Source organism: Alteromonas sp. M12 (assembly GCF_037478005.1).
Taxonomy (GTDB): Bacteria; Pseudomonadota; Gammaproteobacteria; order Enterobacterales; family Alteromonadaceae; genus Aliiglaciecola; species Aliiglaciecola lipolytica_A.
In genome coordinates, this window is sequence record NZ_CP144164.1 from 4,969,074 (window position 1) to 4,986,075 (window position 17,002).

The 17,002-nt window shown below is 40.9% G+C and carries 23 protein-coding genes; 2 read left to right on the forward strand and 21 right to left on the reverse strand.

The genetic code is table 11. The features are described 5' to 3' along the window. Positions 1-123: 123 nt before the first annotated feature. The 4 genes from VUI23_RS21445 to VUI23_RS21460 form a co-directional block, all read right to left on the reverse strand. Entirely contained in the window at positions 124-429 is a 306-nt protein-coding gene (locus tag VUI23_RS21445; RefSeq protein WP_342806046.1) for an NIPSNAP family protein, read from the reverse strand. A 63-nt stretch (positions 430-492) separates the two neighbouring features. Then, the gene (locus VUI23_RS21450; protein ID WP_342806048.1) at positions 493-870 is read right to left on the reverse strand and encodes a hypothetical protein; all 378 of its coding nucleotides are present in this window, start codon (positions 868-870) and stop codon (positions 493-495) included. A gap of 11 nt (positions 871-881) precedes the next feature. Next, positions 882-1,145 carry a Txe/YoeB family addiction module toxin gene (locus VUI23_RS21455; protein ID WP_216029729.1) on the reverse strand — a complete coding sequence of 88 codons (264 nt, stop codon included), beginning with the start codon at positions 1,143-1,145 and terminating at the stop codon, positions 882-884. Then, entirely contained in the window at positions 1,138-1,392 is a 255-nt protein-coding gene (locus tag VUI23_RS21460) for a type II toxin-antitoxin system prevent-host-death family antitoxin (RefSeq protein ID WP_342806050.1), read from the reverse strand. The genes VUI23_RS21455 and VUI23_RS21460 overlap by 8 nt, the downstream gene beginning before the upstream one ends. 198 nt (positions 1,393-1,590) lie before the next feature. Between VUI23_RS21460 and VUI23_RS21465 the strand changes: the two genes are divergently transcribed. Beyond that, complete coding sequence (locus VUI23_RS21465; protein ID WP_342804460.1) at positions 1,591-2,745, forward strand: IS110 family transposase; 1,155 nt, start codon at positions 1,591-1,593, stop codon at positions 2,743-2,745. A 388-nt stretch (positions 2,746-3,133) separates the two neighbouring features. Here the strand turns inward: VUI23_RS21465 and VUI23_RS21470 are convergent, their stop codons facing one another. From VUI23_RS21470 to VUI23_RS21520, 11 genes are all read right to left on the reverse strand, one after another. Continuing rightward, positions 3,134-3,604: a hypothetical protein gene (locus VUI23_RS21470; protein WP_342806052.1), complete on the reverse strand. Its 471-nt coding sequence runs from the start codon at positions 3,602-3,604 to the stop codon at positions 3,134-3,136. A 137-nt stretch (positions 3,605-3,741) separates the two neighbouring features. Then, a complete protein-coding gene (locus VUI23_RS21475; RefSeq protein ID WP_272179479.1) occupies positions 3,742-4,461 on the reverse strand; it encodes a type II CAAX endopeptidase family protein in 720 nt (239 codons plus the stop codon). Between the two features lie 153 nt (positions 4,462-4,614). Further along, positions 4,615-5,040, reverse strand: coding sequence for a hypothetical protein (locus VUI23_RS21480; protein WP_342806054.1), 426 nt, complete (start codon positions 5,038-5,040; stop codon positions 4,615-4,617). Positions 5,041-5,134: 94 nt separating this feature from the next. Next, the gene (locus VUI23_RS21485) at positions 5,135-5,608 is read right to left on the reverse strand and encodes a hypothetical protein (RefSeq protein WP_342806056.1); all 474 of its coding nucleotides are present in this window, start codon (positions 5,606-5,608) and stop codon (positions 5,135-5,137) included. A gap of 214 nt (positions 5,609-5,822) precedes the next feature. Beyond that, the gene (locus VUI23_RS21490) at positions 5,823-7,388 is read right to left on the reverse strand and encodes an IS1182 family transposase (protein WP_342806058.1); all 1,566 of its coding nucleotides are present in this window, start codon (positions 7,386-7,388) and stop codon (positions 5,823-5,825) included. 270 nt (positions 7,389-7,658) lie between these two features. After that, entirely contained in the window at positions 7,659-7,880 is a 222-nt protein-coding gene (locus VUI23_RS21495; RefSeq protein WP_342806060.1) for a helix-hairpin-helix domain-containing protein, read from the reverse strand. A 112-nt stretch (positions 7,881-7,992) separates the two neighbouring features. Next, a complete protein-coding gene (locus VUI23_RS21500) occupies positions 7,993-8,271 on the reverse strand; it encodes a hypothetical protein (protein WP_342806062.1) in 279 nt (92 codons plus the stop codon). A 94-nt stretch (positions 8,272-8,365) separates the two neighbouring features. Beyond that, a complete protein-coding gene (locus VUI23_RS21505) occupies positions 8,366-8,884 on the reverse strand; it encodes a YcxB family protein (protein WP_342806064.1) in 519 nt (172 codons plus the stop codon). Positions 8,885-8,998: 114 nt separating this feature from the next. Further along, positions 8,999-9,385: a DUF2185 domain-containing protein gene (locus VUI23_RS21510; protein ID WP_342806066.1), complete on the reverse strand. Its 387-nt coding sequence runs from the start codon at positions 9,383-9,385 to the stop codon at positions 8,999-9,001. Positions 9,386-9,497: 112 nt separating this feature from the next. Beyond that, on the reverse strand, positions 9,498-9,800 hold the full coding sequence (locus VUI23_RS21515) for a hypothetical protein (protein ID WP_342806068.1): 303 nt from the start codon (positions 9,798-9,800) through the stop codon (positions 9,498-9,500). Between the two features lie 104 nt (positions 9,801-9,904). Beyond that, the gene (locus VUI23_RS21520) at positions 9,905-10,333 is read right to left on the reverse strand and encodes a hypothetical protein (RefSeq protein WP_342806070.1); all 429 of its coding nucleotides are present in this window, start codon (positions 10,331-10,333) and stop codon (positions 9,905-9,907) included. A 240-nt stretch (positions 10,334-10,573) separates the two neighbouring features. Here VUI23_RS21520 and VUI23_RS21525 point away from each other — a divergent pair, with 240 nt between their 5' ends. Then, the gene (locus VUI23_RS21525) at positions 10,574-11,542 is read left to right on the forward strand and encodes an integron integrase (RefSeq protein WP_342806072.1); all 969 of its coding nucleotides are present in this window, start codon (positions 10,574-10,576) and stop codon (positions 11,540-11,542) included. On the opposite strand, the gene VUI23_RS21530 is transcribed toward VUI23_RS21525, so the two are convergent. From VUI23_RS21530 to atpH, 6 genes are all read right to left on the reverse strand, one after another. Continuing rightward, positions 11,531-11,959 (reverse strand): CBS domain-containing protein, encoded by a 429-nt coding sequence (locus VUI23_RS21530; RefSeq protein ID WP_342806073.1) that lies wholly within the window; start codon positions 11,957-11,959, stop codon positions 11,531-11,533. The genes VUI23_RS21525 and VUI23_RS21530 overlap by 12 nt on opposite strands. Before the next feature lie 138 nt (positions 11,960-12,097). Next, entirely contained in the window at positions 12,098-12,511 is a 414-nt protein-coding gene (locus tag VUI23_RS21535; protein ID WP_216047052.1) for a F0F1 ATP synthase subunit epsilon, read from the reverse strand. Positions 12,512-12,568: 57 nt separating this feature from the next. After that, the gene (gene atpD / locus VUI23_RS21540; protein WP_216047053.1) at positions 12,569-13,954 is read right to left on the reverse strand and encodes a F0F1 ATP synthase subunit beta; all 1,386 of its coding nucleotides are present in this window, start codon (positions 13,952-13,954) and stop codon (positions 12,569-12,571) included. Positions 13,955-13,985: 31 nt separating this feature from the next. Beyond that, complete coding sequence (atpG, locus tag VUI23_RS21545; protein WP_216047054.1) at positions 13,986-14,846, reverse strand: F0F1 ATP synthase subunit gamma; 861 nt, start codon at positions 14,844-14,846, stop codon at positions 13,986-13,988. Between the two features lie 52 nt (positions 14,847-14,898). Then, entirely contained in the window at positions 14,899-16,440 is a 1,542-nt protein-coding gene (gene atpA / locus VUI23_RS21550; RefSeq protein ID WP_216047055.1) for a F0F1 ATP synthase subunit alpha, read from the reverse strand. A 14-nt stretch (positions 16,441-16,454) separates the two neighbouring features. Continuing rightward, the gene (gene atpH / locus VUI23_RS21555; protein ID WP_216047056.1) at positions 16,455-16,988 is read right to left on the reverse strand and encodes a F0F1 ATP synthase subunit delta; all 534 of its coding nucleotides are present in this window, start codon (positions 16,986-16,988) and stop codon (positions 16,455-16,457) included. Positions 16,989-17,002 lie beyond the last annotated feature (14 nt).

Here is a 17,002-nt window from a genome sequence, read left to right on the forward strand (position 1 = left end):
CTCTCCAGAGTCATACCAACTTTTCAATAACGGGCGCAGGCACGTGGGGTATAATGGCGAAACCGCCCCGCGTGTATGCGTCCCAATGAGCGCAGTGAGTACGTTTATTGAGTTGTTAAACGTTTACTCGAAAATAGGACGAAAGAAGCTTCTGTCGTAACTTAAAATACACCTGGTATCTTCTGCATATTTAAATGCACTGATACATTCTTCATCCGCAAGTGATTTAACTCGGTATTCTTCGTACTCAGCCAAGCTAGGAAAAGAAAATAAGGCTAAGGCTTTGTTGTTAGCCCCCTCTGAAGGAAGAAAATATCCGTGATGAGTTCCACCAAATTTATTTACTAACGGTATCCAAAGTTTAGCGTAATGCTCAAATTCTTTAGCTTTATAGGGGTCAATTACGTAATTGAGATAACAAGTGACCAAGTGAATTACTCCATGTATTTGTGATTAACGAATAACTTTACATTGTCCCTCTGGCTGGCTTTGTTAGGTGATTTTAAATTTACGTAGCTCTTCATAGCTATTTAGAACTTTGTCGATTGCTCTCTTTACATCGTAGTTTTCATCAAAGACTTCATCATGGTAAATGCGGTAAAATGATCCGCCGTCACCTTCATTGATGTTGATGAAATACGGATCGCCAGTGCCTGACTGGCACCCCGCAACGGGAATATAACCTGAAGATTTGACGCCGATGCCGGGATAACAGTTATTTGCTTCATCTTCTGACATCGCATCATTAAAAATGTAGATATCAACACCCTCATCGTCTATTTCAGATAGATCCGCGCTAGCAGGAATATGTATTTCTTTTTTCTCAATTTCCGCTGAATCTATGAAGTCCTTCCAATACTTCGGGAGCATCTATTCACCTACTAGTAATGGTAACGACACGAGATAACCGTAATTGCGGTATCGTCCACGGCATATACCAAACGGTTGGTGTCATCTATTCTGCGGGACCAGAAACCTGAAAGATTTTCTTTAAGAGGTTCCGGTTTTCCAATTCCATCAAATGGAGAACGCATAACATCCGAAATTAACTTATTGATACGTTTCAAGGTTTTCTTGTCTTGAGTCTGCCAATAAACGTAACTATTCCAAGCTTCATCAGTCCATGATAACAACCTGTTACTCATCAATAAGTTCTCGCTGGATCGTTTTTGCCGCTTTAAACTGTGCTATTGAACGATTTAAGTGTTCAGCGTTCACTGGAGAACGAAGTAGATGAACGGTTTCCATAAGGCTGTTGTAGTAATCTAATGACATTACAACAGCATCCTCAGAGTCACGACGAGTGATTACTGTTGTATCTGCATCGTTGATTACATTGTCCAAAACGGCTTTTAGACCATTTCGTGCTTCGGTAAAAGAGACAATTCTCATTTTGCACCCCTCTTGTACATTATATGGGACAAGTTTAGATCGGAAATGAGCACATGTACAGGATGTTGTGCATTACTGCGCCGTGGCAGCTAGACACAATGACTCCCTTTGATAATGCTAGCCTCCGCATTTTCGTGGGTTAGCTAAAAGCCAGTGCCATAATTAGTTTGCTAAAGACTAAATCATTTGGAGGCTAGCATGAACAAACATAGCATAATTTTTTTAGCATTGGATACTCACAAAGAATTTAACGAAGTGGCTTATTGCGAAGAGCAACGAGGGGCACAGCCTGTGCATTATGGCAGAATACCGTCGTCTAAAGTCAGCATGAAAAAACTCATAAGGCAGTTCGAGTCTAAATATCCAGGTGCAACATTACATGTTGTCTATGAAGCAGGACCGTGTGGCTATTGGATTTATCGTTTGATCACCAGCCTAGGCCACTGTTGTTATGTGGTCGCACCGTCCCTCATTCCTAAAAAGCCGGGTGAACGGATTAAAACGGACAGACGTGATGCACTCAAACTAGTCAAATTACTCAAATCAGAAGATCTCACGCCTATCTATGTACCCGAGCCAGAAGATGAAGCGGTGCGGGATTTATCTCGCGCACGTGAAGCGGCGATGAAAGATTTAAAAGAAGCTAAGTACCAACTCAAAGCGTTGTTGCTACGTAATAATATTCGTTATGCAGGCTCCGCCAATTGGTCAAAGAAACACTTGCGCTGGTTAACCGAATTGATACTACCCCACCCAGCTCAGCACATCGTTTTGCAAGAACAACTGCAAACCATTGAAGAACGAATACGTCGCTTAGAACGACTCGACAATGAGTTAACCCACCATGTATTTCAATGGCGATATTATCCTGTGGTAAAAGCAATTCAGGCAATGCGGGGAGTAAGATTACTAGTTGCAGTAGGCGTAGTCGCTGAACTCGGAGACTTACATCGTTTTGACCACCCCAGAAAACTAATGGCTTACCTCGGTCTGGTTCCCAGTGAACATTCGTCAGGCGGAAAACGGCATTTAGGGGCCATTACCAAATGCGGTAATGGTCGAGCAAGACGGTTACTCATTGAGGGCGCTCACAGTTATCGATACCCAGCTAATATCTCGACGGATATTCAATTACGACAGGAAGGCTTACCCAAAGATATCGTCGATATTGCGTGGAAAGCACAACTTCGATTGTGTAAACGCTATCAACGCATGAATAAAAAAGGCAAACATTACAATTTAATCATTACTGCAATTGCCCGAGAAATGGCAGCCTACATTTGGGCCATTGCCAAAGAGGTGGTACTCACACCAGTAAACCCCAAACTAAGATTAAGTCGAGTACCCGCATGATGACAAGTTTTGAGTTAACGCATTCGGATCAGGCCGCGGAATGTGGCACAACCTACGAGGGCGTTATGATGGCAATAATGCTAACCCATTATTGAACCACGAACATAGACTGAAGACAGGTGTCATGGTGGCCGACTAGGTACGGAATAAGTAAGGTAGGCGCTGTTCATCTAAAGATGAATAATCCACGAATACCAGCATGACAACCGACGACATTACTGCCTCATCCGGTGCGTTAACGCAATTTATTTGAGCAACAAATATAGGCTTATAAAGGTTTAGGCAAGATCGTTACGTTTTAATTGACATGGGGAGTCATACCAACGCCTAACTTTGGAGCCCATGTGTTTGTGTCCCAGCGAACGCAGTGAGCGCCAACAGTTGTTTGTTAGGCTCTTTTTACTACATACTTAAAATAGACAAACGCAGGGAAAATAAAGCCCATCCAAAGGCTGGAAAAAAGCCTCAATTCGGTGCGTTTTAAAGATAAAAACCTGTCGTAGGTAATTTCTTTAATCATAGTTCCTTGGCGGCTTAAAATGTATTTTCCATTTTCAATTTGAGGTTGCCCATCAGCGAGTATAAGTAACGAGAAAATAAAAACTGCGATAATGTACCAACGAATATATTTAAGGGTTGTACCTAAATATTTAGGACCGCTTGATACAAGCTTATCTTCTAACTTTCCGTTTGAATATTTTTTTGTACGCTCAACGAATATGGTTGCTCCCAATGCAAAAAAGGAAATGGCTGACATAAGATGTACATAACCAGTTGTTGCGAAAATGCTGACGCCTAAGAAAGTTGTAAAGTGTAAAAATAAAGAGATAAAAAGAGAAATAGTCAAGAATAGAGACAATGTCAACTCCGAGGGCCTAACGCCTACTTAAGTGGAAAAATATAGTTGGCTAAAATGTTGAACGGAGTGAAAACAGCCAACTGTATTTTTTCCGTTTGAAGTTCTTGTTAGCTTTCAGTCTACGATCTTTAGATACTTTAACTATTGTAGGTTGATATAAAAGCAATTGTATTGCCAACACTATGTGCAATTATAGTAGGCCACAGGTTGCGTCCACAACGATAGTAAGCCGTTCCCCATATTAAGGCTAAAACACCAGCTCCCACTATCCCTCGAGCTCCTTGCCAAAAATGAGCTAAACCAAAAATCAGTGAAGATACAACAATTGCCAGTATCCAACTTTTAGTTGTACCACCAAACTTCTTCGCAAGAAAATTCATAATGAATCCTCTAAAAAGTAACTCTTCACCAATAACGGCTAGCCACATCAAAGGAGTAAGTAAGAGTAACAAAGGTAAATTCCCTACCAATACACTTTTTCTTGGTGATGAGTCCGTCACTGTCCCTACAATAAGATCGAAAGACTCCATGACGATAGAGCCACTCACAAGTCCAATCAGTATAATGATTAATGCCCAAAGAGATGCGAACAATAATGATCTAAATCTAGTACTGCCAAATGTGGGCCACGACAACCCAAGTTCTCTAAGGTTATTACCATTATTTTTATATATAAAAATTAAAGAGATTGTCAAAACGAAATAGGGAATACTTCCACCTAATACAGGTAGAAAATCAAAAATATGACCAAAGTTTTTTGATTCACGTATATAAATTAAAACTGCAAACACGCAAAAGGTAATAAGGTAGAGGTAATTAGCTTTTTTGCTAGATATTTTGTTAACTAAATTTTCCATTTTAAATCCCTTTAGATAATCTTACACCCAAGCCCGTATTGAAAGCTAACTTCCCACTAAGGGGCGATAACACATGGGCTAAAATTAGGAACGAAGTGACGCAGCCCATGTGTTAGCGTCCCAGCGAGCGAAGCGAGAGCCTTGAGTGGTTTGTTATCCGCGCCCCAAAATATCATCGATAAAAGGTGTATCTGGTAGTTTATTACCGCACCATGGGCAGAAAGAAAAAAACTCGAAACCGAACTCTCTGTCTTTTTGTTCAACCATCCACAAGTATTCGTCTCGAAATTGTCGAAATTGCAAATGGATATCTGCTTGATTCGATTCTTCGACAGCAACAAACATTTGAGGGCAACAATACTGGCTCAGCCTTTCCATCCTTGCCAAGTTATCTGTTGTTGTAAAGTCTTTTGCCCAATACTGACATTTCTTACACGACTGTAAATGTTCAACCGCTTGCTGGCCTTGCTCAGTACCGTCATTTGGAAATCCATCCGAACCCATGAGTAGCATGGGAGCAAGACTCTCTAGTGCTCCCCACTCGATCAAACTTCTACGTGATTTAGTGCAATTATCCATAATTCACTCTGTAGCGGCTAACGCTTAATATAACCAGAAAATACGAAGCGTTTTGGGCTTAGCCCAGCGAGTAATTTTCTGGTTAATGTTTTTGTTAGCCCCGAACATTATTATATTTTAACTTCCTAAAAAAGTAGCTGCTGACAATTGCCATGGCAATGACAATTGGAATCGTGATCTCTTGAGCTGGAATAGGAGAAACAAAATCAATCAAGCGAGAGCCGAATGACCACGCAAACAAAACGCCTGCAAAAAACATAAATAAGTTACTTACAGTATATGCTACTAAGCTGTAGGCTTTGCCGAGGCGTCTTTTTTCTTTACTTGAAAAATTGGTGCTGCTGAATAGTATCTGGATTACAAGACATACAATAAAGCAAATAAATAAAGGTAAAAAAAAGCTTTCTTCAGAATACCTAGCTTCTAAAAACAGGTTTAACCAATTTGGAAGTTCTGATTCCGCAGTTAACCCAAAAAATTCAACACTAATTAGTAGGATTAACATAATAATTGGTGTCAACAAAAAGCAAAGAGCTCCTTGCTTCATCACAGTGAGACTAAATTTCAAAATTTCTCCTAGGGGCTAACGAGCCTGTAGAAAAAGGCTGTTTTGTTTCTGCATTTCCTACTTCTCTGTTTATTTTTAAACTTTCACTACTTTGCCTTGAACATCATGATTTTTCAATTTTATTAATGAAGTTGTGGGTTAATTTTGTATTCGGCTGTTTTGGCATTGTTGGGGATTGATTTTAGCGGGCTTGCGAAGGAATAGTGATGCGAGATTATGCCGCTAACTGACCGTAATTCTTGAGTTTTTCAATGTTGTGTATCAAGCAGTACAAATACCATTGGGTCTGTACCTTATCTTTGCCTCTAAGGCTAAACCGATTCAGCTTTTTATTCGTGCCTATATTGCCAAACACCGGCTCTACCACTGACATTCGATGACTGTAAATTTGTTTTCCCTTAGGGCTATCAACACGGTGCTTCATCCAATCGGTATAATTCGGAGGGCGGTTACTGTCGAGTCTAAACGAGACTTGCCGCCCAGCGCCTTTGCGGTGGTCTGCTGCGCTAGGGTTATGCATACACTGTGTTTTTTTATCGCAGTGTCGACATTGTAATAACTTGCCTTCGAAGTAAGCAGTTTTTATGCCTTGATCGTTCTCTCGTATACCTCTGAAACTGATGATGTTGCCCGCTGGACAGACGCAACTGTTATTCACTGGGTCGAAGCTAAATTCACTCGCCGGAATGACTGTTTTTTTACGCGACGTTTTATCTTGATGACGTTTACCGTACTTTTGTTTTTGTTCGCTGAACTTAGGGTCACGGCTTCTGAATCGGTTATCGGGAATGTAGGCGTTGACGCCATTATCGTGCAGGTATTGCATGTTTGATTCGTTAGCAAACCCTGTATCAGCGGTGATAATGGTTTGCGCTTTAAGGATATCTTCACTAATCGCTAAACGCCGGAAACGGTCTTGGATATTGACTAGCACCGGTTGCAAAGTGTGATGCTCTTGTCCTTCACCAAACACTTGAGCATCAACGATAACTTGATGTTTCTTATCCACCGTCGCTACCCCGTTGTACCCTTGGATGGTGCCTTTACTGGTGGTCATTTTTCCAGACTCATTATCCGTGATATTACTTTTGACTTCCTGTATCCGCTTGCCTTTTCCCATCCGTGGAGCCGCTTGCTTTAGGAACGCATCAATCTTGTCATGTGCTTTATTTAAGGTGTCTATCGTTTGCGCGGCACGCTGTTTACGGACTTCATCCGCCGCTTCACATTTGTCCAATTTCTCATGCTCGCGCATCTGATAACGGATTTGCCGCTTAAGCTTCGCCCGCTTTTCTTTAAGCTCTTTAAATGTACCCGACCACTCTTTGGCCGCATTTGAAGACATTTTGCAACCGTCAATGGCAAACAGCTCATTGCCTAGTAAACCCTGGGTATGACATATCAACAGCACATGTTCGAAGACCTTCTCAATCTCCTTTCTGCGCCCGCTGACAAAGTTGGCAATAGTTGTGAAGTGCGGCACTGTGTCACAACTCAACGCCTTAAAAATCACATTGGTTTCACAGCACCACTGGATTTCACGACTCGAGGTAATGCCTTTGGAATAGGCAAACAGAATTATTTTCAACAACGCCGCTGGATCATAGGCAGGACGGCCCGTCGCATCGTTTTGGTACTTAGGATAAAACACGGACAAATCGAGTCGCTCATCAATCAAATGATGAATCGCATGCTCAAATGTACCGGACTGAAGTTGGTCAAGATAATTAATCACGACCATAGAATTTTGCTGATAATTAAGAGGGATAAAGCGTGGCATCACCAAGGCTCCTGTGCCTAATTGATAATACCTATTGGATCACAAACGATGATCTGTGGGAAGTAATAATTGTATATTTTTTAACCTAATTTAAAGTTTTTCTACAGCCTCAACGCCTCACATAAGGGGCCGCAATGTAGTTGTTTATTTTGTTGTAGCGTAGCGTTAAACAACAAAACAAACAACGGAATGGAGGTCCCAGCAGCGAAGCTGCGAACTTGATGTGATTGTTATGTGTTTGATTCTGGAAATAGTAAATTATTAACCTTTTTATCGTTCAATTGCAGCAGAAATTGCACTTTTAGCTTGGGGACTATTTTTCCAGCACGTAGTATTAAGCATGCTTGCTACCATTTCGGCAATATCATCCGCACGATATTTTCTTAGTTCCTGAAATGAGCTTATGCCTATTTCTTCGAACCTCTTAACTACTGTAGGACCTACACCTTTAACTTCCAATAAAGCAGATCTTTCTTCATCATTGAATTTCATTTCGATCTTTCAACTTTTGATTACACATAACACCAAATTAAGCGGCATTGGCCGCTCTTGCCAATGTCCGCTTTAATTTTTTTGTTAGTTGCTTTGGTATTACCAGCGCAATTTATTCGCATTTAAATGTGAGCTCATATCTCGCAAACACTCCAATAGACATTTCTGTTTCAGTTTCCTTCAAAATCATTACGTTGGAATTATATTCGCTACACTTACTTTGCGCCTCTACCAGAGCTTTCGCCTTAAGTCGACTTAATCTAAACTCTTGACCAAGGGCTGGGGTGCCACCTTCCTTAAATATTGTATAACTATCACCCATTCTGACCATGTCGCTCGTAGCACACCCTGTCGTTATTAAAATCAAAATTACTAAACTAACTATTTTCATGCATCTAAACTCCTCGGTATTTCGATTGAGCAACTAACACTTTGCATAAGCGGTTTGACACCGCTCTTGTGGCAAATCCGACTTGATGCATTTGTTATACATACTTCTCAATTAACCCTCTGAACTCACCTGCTTGTTTTTCACTAGTAAAAGCTGTACCCGGAACAATAATCGCGTAAAGATTATCTAAAAATAGGTAATAATCGCCCTCATTTTCGCTAATTGATTCAATAACACTCCACTTGAAAAATGAATTTGCGCTTTCTTTTGAAGCATGCAGACCATCCTCGTTTATTTCAATAGTACTTTTAGAAAGCAGAAAACCATCAATTTTAGGCAATGTACCTTTTTGAAGCTTTAGCACCTCTAAGAGATAAATGCCAGCTCCAATTATAAAAGGCAACAAAACTATAACCGCTGTAGGAATGTCAAAATTAAAGCTCTTTTTACTTATAGCCTGAAAAACAACCATAAATACTACTGCGAGTAGAAACCAAATAATTAAATTGAGCACAAATGACTTCTTTTCATTTTTTTTCCCACAAGCTCGTTTTAAAGCGAACTTGGTGAATTTTTTGTACTCTTCTTGCTCAAGTTGAAAAGTGATTATCATCCTGTAACTCTACCTCTTGTATGTATAACGCTCCGTTAACGGGCGAGCGTAGTTCGCGAGTCCGTGCCAGCGTTGTTTGCTGGCGTTTTCGTTAAACGGCTTGTTATGTTTTTTTCACTCTTTAATTTCAACAAATTTTCCAAACTCATTACGCTCAAATGAACTTCCTACAGGGAATTTTAATAAAGGTATAATTTCACGGTCATAATTGGCAATTGTATTTACGTCATATACTGCATGGTTGTTTGGCTCGTCCATGTATTCTTGAGTCTCGTAACCTGACATGAAAACCCAACCACTATCGTGTGGACTGCTTGGCGCTTCCCGATACATATATCCAACGATTTTGCCTTCAACGGTGATCTTGTCAGTGGCAATACAGCTTCCATATCCTTTCGCAATATCTTCTATATCTTCAGTCTTTAACTTAAAGTTTTTATCCATGGAATTTCCATTAGCAAATAAACTTACAACAAAAATTATTAATGGTAGATATTTCAACCTAGCTCCTTTTAAAAACATAACGCCTTGAATATGGGGCGAATGCGAGTGCTTTGGCCGAAGGCCAGCGAGTATTTGTCCCAGTGAGTTTACGAACGACATTATTCATTTGTTAGGTGTTTTTCCGCCTAAATAAACCGTAATACACTTCACCATTCTTTAATGATTCTTGGATTAGAAATCGTTCTTCATTTTCATCAGTAAACCATTTGAAATAGCGGTTCTCTATTACTATTTCGCAGCCTATTGCATAATCATGATGTGTAAACTTTTCCAATTTTCCAGTTTCATCTATTAAACCCAAATCATCGTTGGCTAACAAAATCTTTAATTCGTCGACATATTGAAACTGACAGTCGTTTGCCCAAGTGTTTGACACGAAAAATAAAGTAAAGAGAATGATTAGTCGATTCATGTCATGAACACCTAACGCTCCGCATAAATGGCGGATAACAGTTGGCTAAACTTAGCGAAGAATGAGCGCCAGCCAACTGTTAGGCGTCCATTTTTATGCGTTTGTTAGATTGCCTGTTTGCAATACTGATCAACGTAAAAAGTAATTCTTTCGTTAAATACGGATTCAAGTCTACTTTTTAGCTTCTTCGAAAGTTCCTCAGCCAATGTATGATCATTTTTGTCGAAATCGTACGATGACGAAGAGTAGCAGAATTCATTTAGAAAATTTTGAACTGCAAATTGATAGTTACTTGAATTTTCGTATATCGCGTGAACGTGTTGTTTCATTTCCTGGGAAAGCATTCTCTCACCACCTTCTTGAATTTTAACTAGTGCATTGTCAGTTGCAAACGAGTCGAGAACAGTAATGAGTTCTGCCTTATCCATATCTGAAACTGAAAAATGCATTGTTCCATATGGCTCATGATGTATTCGATAACACGAGGACAGACTAATCAATGACAGTAAAACTAAAGATTTCAGAAACTTCATGGGCAATCTAACAATATTATTAGTACGGAAACATCCTTTATCTGTACGCGGAATATTTCCTTTATTTAGTTATTGTCTTTTTTAACATAATTGGTAACTGCCTGTACAGGTTAAAAATATGTCCTGTGGGGTAGGTTAATGGTATGGGAAGTACAGTTTATTTCCTAATTCTTGCTGTTATACGGAAGTGTTGGCTATTCTGGTATTTTATACAGTGTTTTTACAAGGAATGTAAAACGGATGAAATCGCCTTTTCTGTCGATGGTAAAAGATGAAATGTATAAGCGTCATTATGCTAAGCGCACCATTGAGACGTATTTAACTTGGATCAGCAGTTTTATTATTTTTCATAAAAAGCGACATCCTGCGCAGTTACACAATCTAGAAGTTGAGTTGTTTTTATCTCATCTTGTATTGGAATTGGATGTCGCCGTGTCTACGCAAAAAATTGCATTAAATGCGCTTTCATTTTTGTATGCCGAGATTATAGATAACCCGTTATCCTTAAAACTAAATTACGCACGTAGTACCCGACAACAAAAACTGCCGGTTGTATTAACTCAGTTAGAAGTACGTGATTTATTAAATTGTATAAGCGCTAATTACAAACTACCTGCATCGCTTTTATACGGTAGTGGTTTGCGGTTGATGGAATGTATTCGATTGCGGGTTAAAGATATCGATTTTGATTTTAAATCGATACGCATATGGCATGGTAAAGGCGGCAAGCACCGTGTTGTCACTTTGGCCGATAGTCTGCTATCGGATTTACACAAACAGGTTGTGCTAGTTGACCGTTATTTGCTCGCCGATAGCGTCAATCCGGCTTTTTCTGGAGTTTGGTTGCCCAATAGATTGCGCATAAAATATAAATCAGCCAGTAGGGAGTTAGGATGGCAATATCTATTTCCCTCTAGTCGTCTATCTACCGATCCGGAAACTAAAAAGTTACGGCGTCATCATATAGATGAGTCTGGTTTGCAAAAGGCCATTAGAGTTGCAACTAAGCTTGCTGACATTCAAAAAAACGTTACCCCTCATACTCTTCGACATTCATTTGCGACGCATTTGCTGCAATCTGGGGCCGATATTCGCACGGTTCAAGATCAATTAGGCCACGCTGATTTGCGCACTACGCAAATATATACACATATATTACAAAGGGGAGGGAATTCAGTTATTAGTCCGTTATCCAATTTATTTAGATAGGTATTTTTCGACCTGTTTTGTTTCTACATATTTAAATACATCTCGCCAGCTTAAAATTCCTACCGGCTGATATTCTGAATTAATAACCGGTATACAAGAAACACGGTGGGCGTTAAAAGTTTGAATTGCTTTGAAAAGTCCGGCACTAGGCGATAGGGTTACTAAGTCTCGACTCATAATTTGATGTACACGTTTATTTAGACTGGCGGTATCTTTTAGCGATTCCACGGCAGTATCAATATTTGGGCTAATCGCTTTTAAATAATCCCTATCCGATAATATTCCAACGAGTTTACTATTTTCTACCACGAGTAAATGATGGAAACGGTGGTTTTCAAAGAGTCTTTTTACCTCAGATAAGGTGCTGTCCATTTGCACACAAACAATATCTGTGGTCATTATTGTTTTAATTTTCATACTGCTACTAGGTATATTGTTGCGAGTTAATCTGAACTATAAACCAGAATCTTTCAAAAACCATAATCTCTTTGTGAATCGATAATATATAAAAAAACCCAGCACTTGGCTGGGTTTTTATGGATAACTAAATTCTGGTTATTTACGCAGTTTTTGTATCAAACGTATTTGCGCTATAGCTTCTGCTAATTGAGCAGCTGCTTCAGCGTAATCGAAGTCAGCTCCAGCGTTTGCGATATGTTCTTCAGCTGAACGTTTTGCTTCTAAAGCAGATTGTTCATCTAAGTCTTCTGCGCGAACAGCTGTATCAGCCAAAACAGTAACAGTGCCAGGTTGAACTTCTAACAATCCGCCAGCAATGTAGATGACTTCTTCTTCACCAAACTGTTTAACCAAACGAACCATGCCAGGATTTAACGCGGTAATTAAAGGCGCGTGACCAGGATGTATTCCTAGCTCACCTTCACTACCGGTAATCTGAATAGTTTCTACCAGACCAGAAAAAATCTTGTCTTCGGCGCTTACCACATCCAGATGTACTGTCATTGCCATGGGACCTCCTAATTAGGTTTAAGAAAAAACTAAGGAAAAAGACGCAATAATTGCGTCTTATTTGCCTTTGGCTTTTTCAGCGGCTTCGTCAATTGAGCCAACCATATAGAAAGCTTGCTCTGGTAAGTGATCATACTCACCTGCAAGAATCCCTTTAAAGCCACTGATAGTATCTTTTAGCGATACATATTTACCAGGAGAACCGGTAAATACTTCAGCAACGAAGAATGGCTGTGACAAGAAACGCTGGATCTTACGAGCACGAGATACAGATAGTTTGTCTTCTTCAGACAATTCATCCATACCTAGAATCGCAATGATATCTTTTAGTTCTTTATAACGCTGAAGAACCGACTGAACGCCACGTGCTGTGTCATAGTGCTCTTGACCAATAACTTGAGGGTCAAGCTGACGAGACGTAGAATCTAGTGGATCAACCGCTGGGTAAATACCCAAAGATGCGATGTCACGAGACAATACAACTGTTGCATCTAAGTGAGCAAAGGTTGTTGCTGGGCTAGGGTCAGTCAAATCATCCGCAGGTACGTATACCGCTTGGATTGAAGTGATTGAACCAGTCTTAGTTGATGCGATACGCTCTTGTAGTACACCCATTTCTTCAGCCAATGTAGGCTGATAACCTACTGCTGACGGCATACGACCTAGTAGTGCAGATACTTCTGTACCAGCTAGGGTATAACGATAGATGTTATCTACGAAGAACAATACATCACGGCCTTCGTCACGGAATTTCTCAGCCATTGTCAAACCAGTTAACGCAACGCGCAAACGGTTTCCAGGAGGCTCATTCATTTGACCGTAAACCAATGATACTTTGTCTAGTACGTTAGATTCGTTCATTTCGTGATAGAAATCGTTACCTTCACGAGTACGCTCACCAACACCGGCGAATACTGAGTATCCACTGTGCTCGATTGCGATGTTACGAATCAATTCCATCATGTTTACTGTTTTACCAACACCAGCACCACCAAACAAACCAACTTTACCACCTTTCGCGAATGGGCAAACCAAGTCGATTACTTTGATACCAGTTTCTAGTAGTTCAACAGAACTAGATTGTTCTTCGTAGCTAGGCGCTGCACGGTGAATAGACATACGCTCTTCTTCACCAATTGGGCCCGCTTCGTCGATAGGGTTACCTAGTACGTCCATGATACGGCCCAATGTTTTGGTACCAACTGGAACTGTAATAGGTGCACCTGTGTTTTCTACAGCTAACCCACGGCTCAAGCCGTCAGTGGTTCCTAGTGCGATACTACGTACTACTCCGCCACCAAGTTGCTGTTGCACTTCTAAGGTTAATCCCTTCAAGTTACCTTCGGTAACAATCAGTGCGTCATAGATAGTTGGAACGGCATCTTGTGGAAATTCAATATCCACAACCGCACCAATGATTTGGACGACCTTACCTTGACTCATGTTTAGTCCTCATTAATTTTTAAACCTTTGCCTACACCGCTGCCGCGCCGCTAACTATTTCACTAATTTCTTGAGTGATAGCTGCTTGACGTGCTTTGTTGTATACCAATTGCAAATCATCGATTAGATCGCCGGCATTATCAGTAGCGGCTTTCATCGCTACCATTCGCGCGGCTTGCTCTGACGCAGAGTTCTCTACTACGCCTTGGTACACCTGAGATTCGATATAACGGACCATTAATTTTTCCAAAATTGGTTTTGGATCTGGTTCGTATATGTAGTCCCAACGATGCTTTAATTCTTCTTCATCAGACTTAGGCAAAGGTAACAATTGATCGATTCTGGGTTCTTGTGTCATGGTATTTACAAAGTCGTTGTAGACCAAAAACAGACGGTCTATTTCTCCTTCGTTGTACGCAGTTAACATAACGCGTACTAAACCAATGATATCTTGAACACTTGGCGAATCACCTATGCCAGATTCAGCAGCAAGTACCTTGCCTCCGAATCGGCCGAAAAAACCACATGCTTTTGCGCCCAATGCAGCGAAGCTTACTTCAACGTCTTGGTCTTGCCATTTTTTGACGTCGATGCTTACTTTTTTGAACTCATTTGAGTTCAAACCACCACACAAACCACGGTCAGTTGAAATCACAATATAACCAACACGTTTCACCTCGCGCTCATCCAAATAAGGATGGCGATATTCAAGGTTACCGTGGGCCACGTGACCAATCACTTTTCGCATGCTTTCGGCATATGGACGGCTGGATTCCATACGGTCTTGCGCCTTTTTCATTTTAGACGCGGCAACCATTTCCATAGCACTGGTGATCTTTTGAGTATTTTTGATACTCCCGATCTTACCTTTTATCTCTTTACCGCTGGCCATGACTTATCTCCGATTTCTCAACGTTAGGGTAGCGGTTAAGCTACCCAATTGATTACCAAGTTTGTGTCGCTTTGAATTTTTCCAAAGCTTCAGTCAACTGGGCTTCAATGTCACCGTTGTAATTGCCGGTGTCGTTAAGCGTTTTCATAAGCTCAGCATATTCAGCGTTCATGAATGAATGTAGTGATGCTTCAAAATCCAACACTTTATTCAATTCAATGCCTTTCAAAAAGCCTTTTTCTACTGCAAACAAAGACACACCCATGTCACCCACTGCAAGTGGTGCATATTGGTTCTGCTTCATTAATTCAGTAACGCGCTCACCGTGCTCAAGTTGTTCACGAGTTGCTTCATCAAGGTCAGATGCGAATTGCGAGAAAGCCGCCAATTCACGGTACTGAGCCAAGGCTAGACGAATACCGCCACCTAGTTTCTTGATGATTTTAGTTTGCGCTGCACCACCTACACGAGATACCGAAATACCGGCGTTAACAGCTGGGCGAATACCCGCGTTAAACAAATCAGATTCTAAGAAAATCTGACCATCAGTAATTGATATTACGTTAGTTGGTACGAATGCTGATACGTCACCTGCCTGAGTTTCAATGATTGGCAATGCAGTCAATGAACCAGTTTGGCCTTTTACTTCACCATTAGTGAATTTTTCTACATAAACTTCGTTTACACGAGCAGCACGCTCAAGAAGACGAGAGTGAAGATAGAAAACATCACCAGGATAAGCTTCACGACCTGGAGGACGACGAAGTAGCAATGAAATTTGACGATAGGCTACAGCTTGCTTAGACAAATCATCGTATACGATTAGTGCGTCTTCACCGCGGTCACGGAAAAACTCACCCATTGTACAACCAGAGTATGGTGCTAAGTATTGAAGTGCTGCAGACTCAGACGCAGAAGCGGCAACTACAATGGTATGATCCATTGCGCCGTGCTCTTCAAGTTTACGTACTACGTTAGCAATAGTTGAAGCCTTTTGACCAACCGCTACGTAGACACAACTTACGCCTGTACCTTTTTGGTTGATGATGGCGTCGATTGCCAAAGCAGTTTTACCTGTTTGACGGTCACCGATAACCAATTCACGTTGTCCACGACCTACTGGGATCATGGCATCAACCGACTTATAACCTGTTTGGATTGGTTGGTCTACTGATTGACGTTCGATTACGCCAGGTGCAATTTTCTCTACAGGTTCGAAACCTTCAGCATCAATTGCGCCTTTACCATCAATAGGCTCACCCAAAGTGTTAACTACGCGACCTAATAGGGCACGGCCAACAGGAACTTCCAAAATACGACCAGTAGATTGGACTTTCATACCTTCACGTAGATCCGCATAAGGACCCATTACTACCGCACCTACAGAATCTCGTTCAAGGTTCAATGCGATAGCATAACGATTACCAGGAAGCTCAATCATTTCACCTTGCATTACATCGGCAAGGCCATGGACACGAATGATACCGTCAGTAACACCAACAATAGTACCTTCGTTACGAGCTTCACTTTTTACATCAAACTGTTCAATTCGTTTTTTGATCAGTTCTGCAATTTCAGTGGAATTCAGTTGCATGCTCTATTTCCCCGCTATGATTGTAAAACGTCTGATAGACGGTGTAGTTTTGATCTAACCGAACCATCAATTACTGTGTCACCGGCTTTTATAATGACTCCGGCAACAATGGCAGCATCGACGTTACAATTCAGCTTAACTTTTCGTGCAAGACGTGTCTCAAGAGACGCGCTGATTTCAGATAGTTGTTTTTCACTTAATTCAACAGCAGAGGTAACCTCTACATCAATTTCTTTATCGAATTCAGCTTTGTATTGATTAAACAACAATGCAATATCAGGTAGCGCTTTTAAGCGTCCATTCTCAGCCAAAACACCAATTAGGTTCTGACCAGCTTCGTCGAGTTGTTCACCGCATACACTGTTAAACAATTCAGCCAATTTTTCAGCAGCCATAGCACTCGTTAAGATGTCTTCCATCTGCTCGTTATCTGCTACTTCGCCTGCAAACATCAGCATATCTTGCCAGTGTGTTACAGCTTGCTTCTCAACCGCATAGTCGAAAGCTGCTTTAGCATAAGGGCGAGCAACAGTTGTCAATTCAGACATAGCTCATGTGCCCC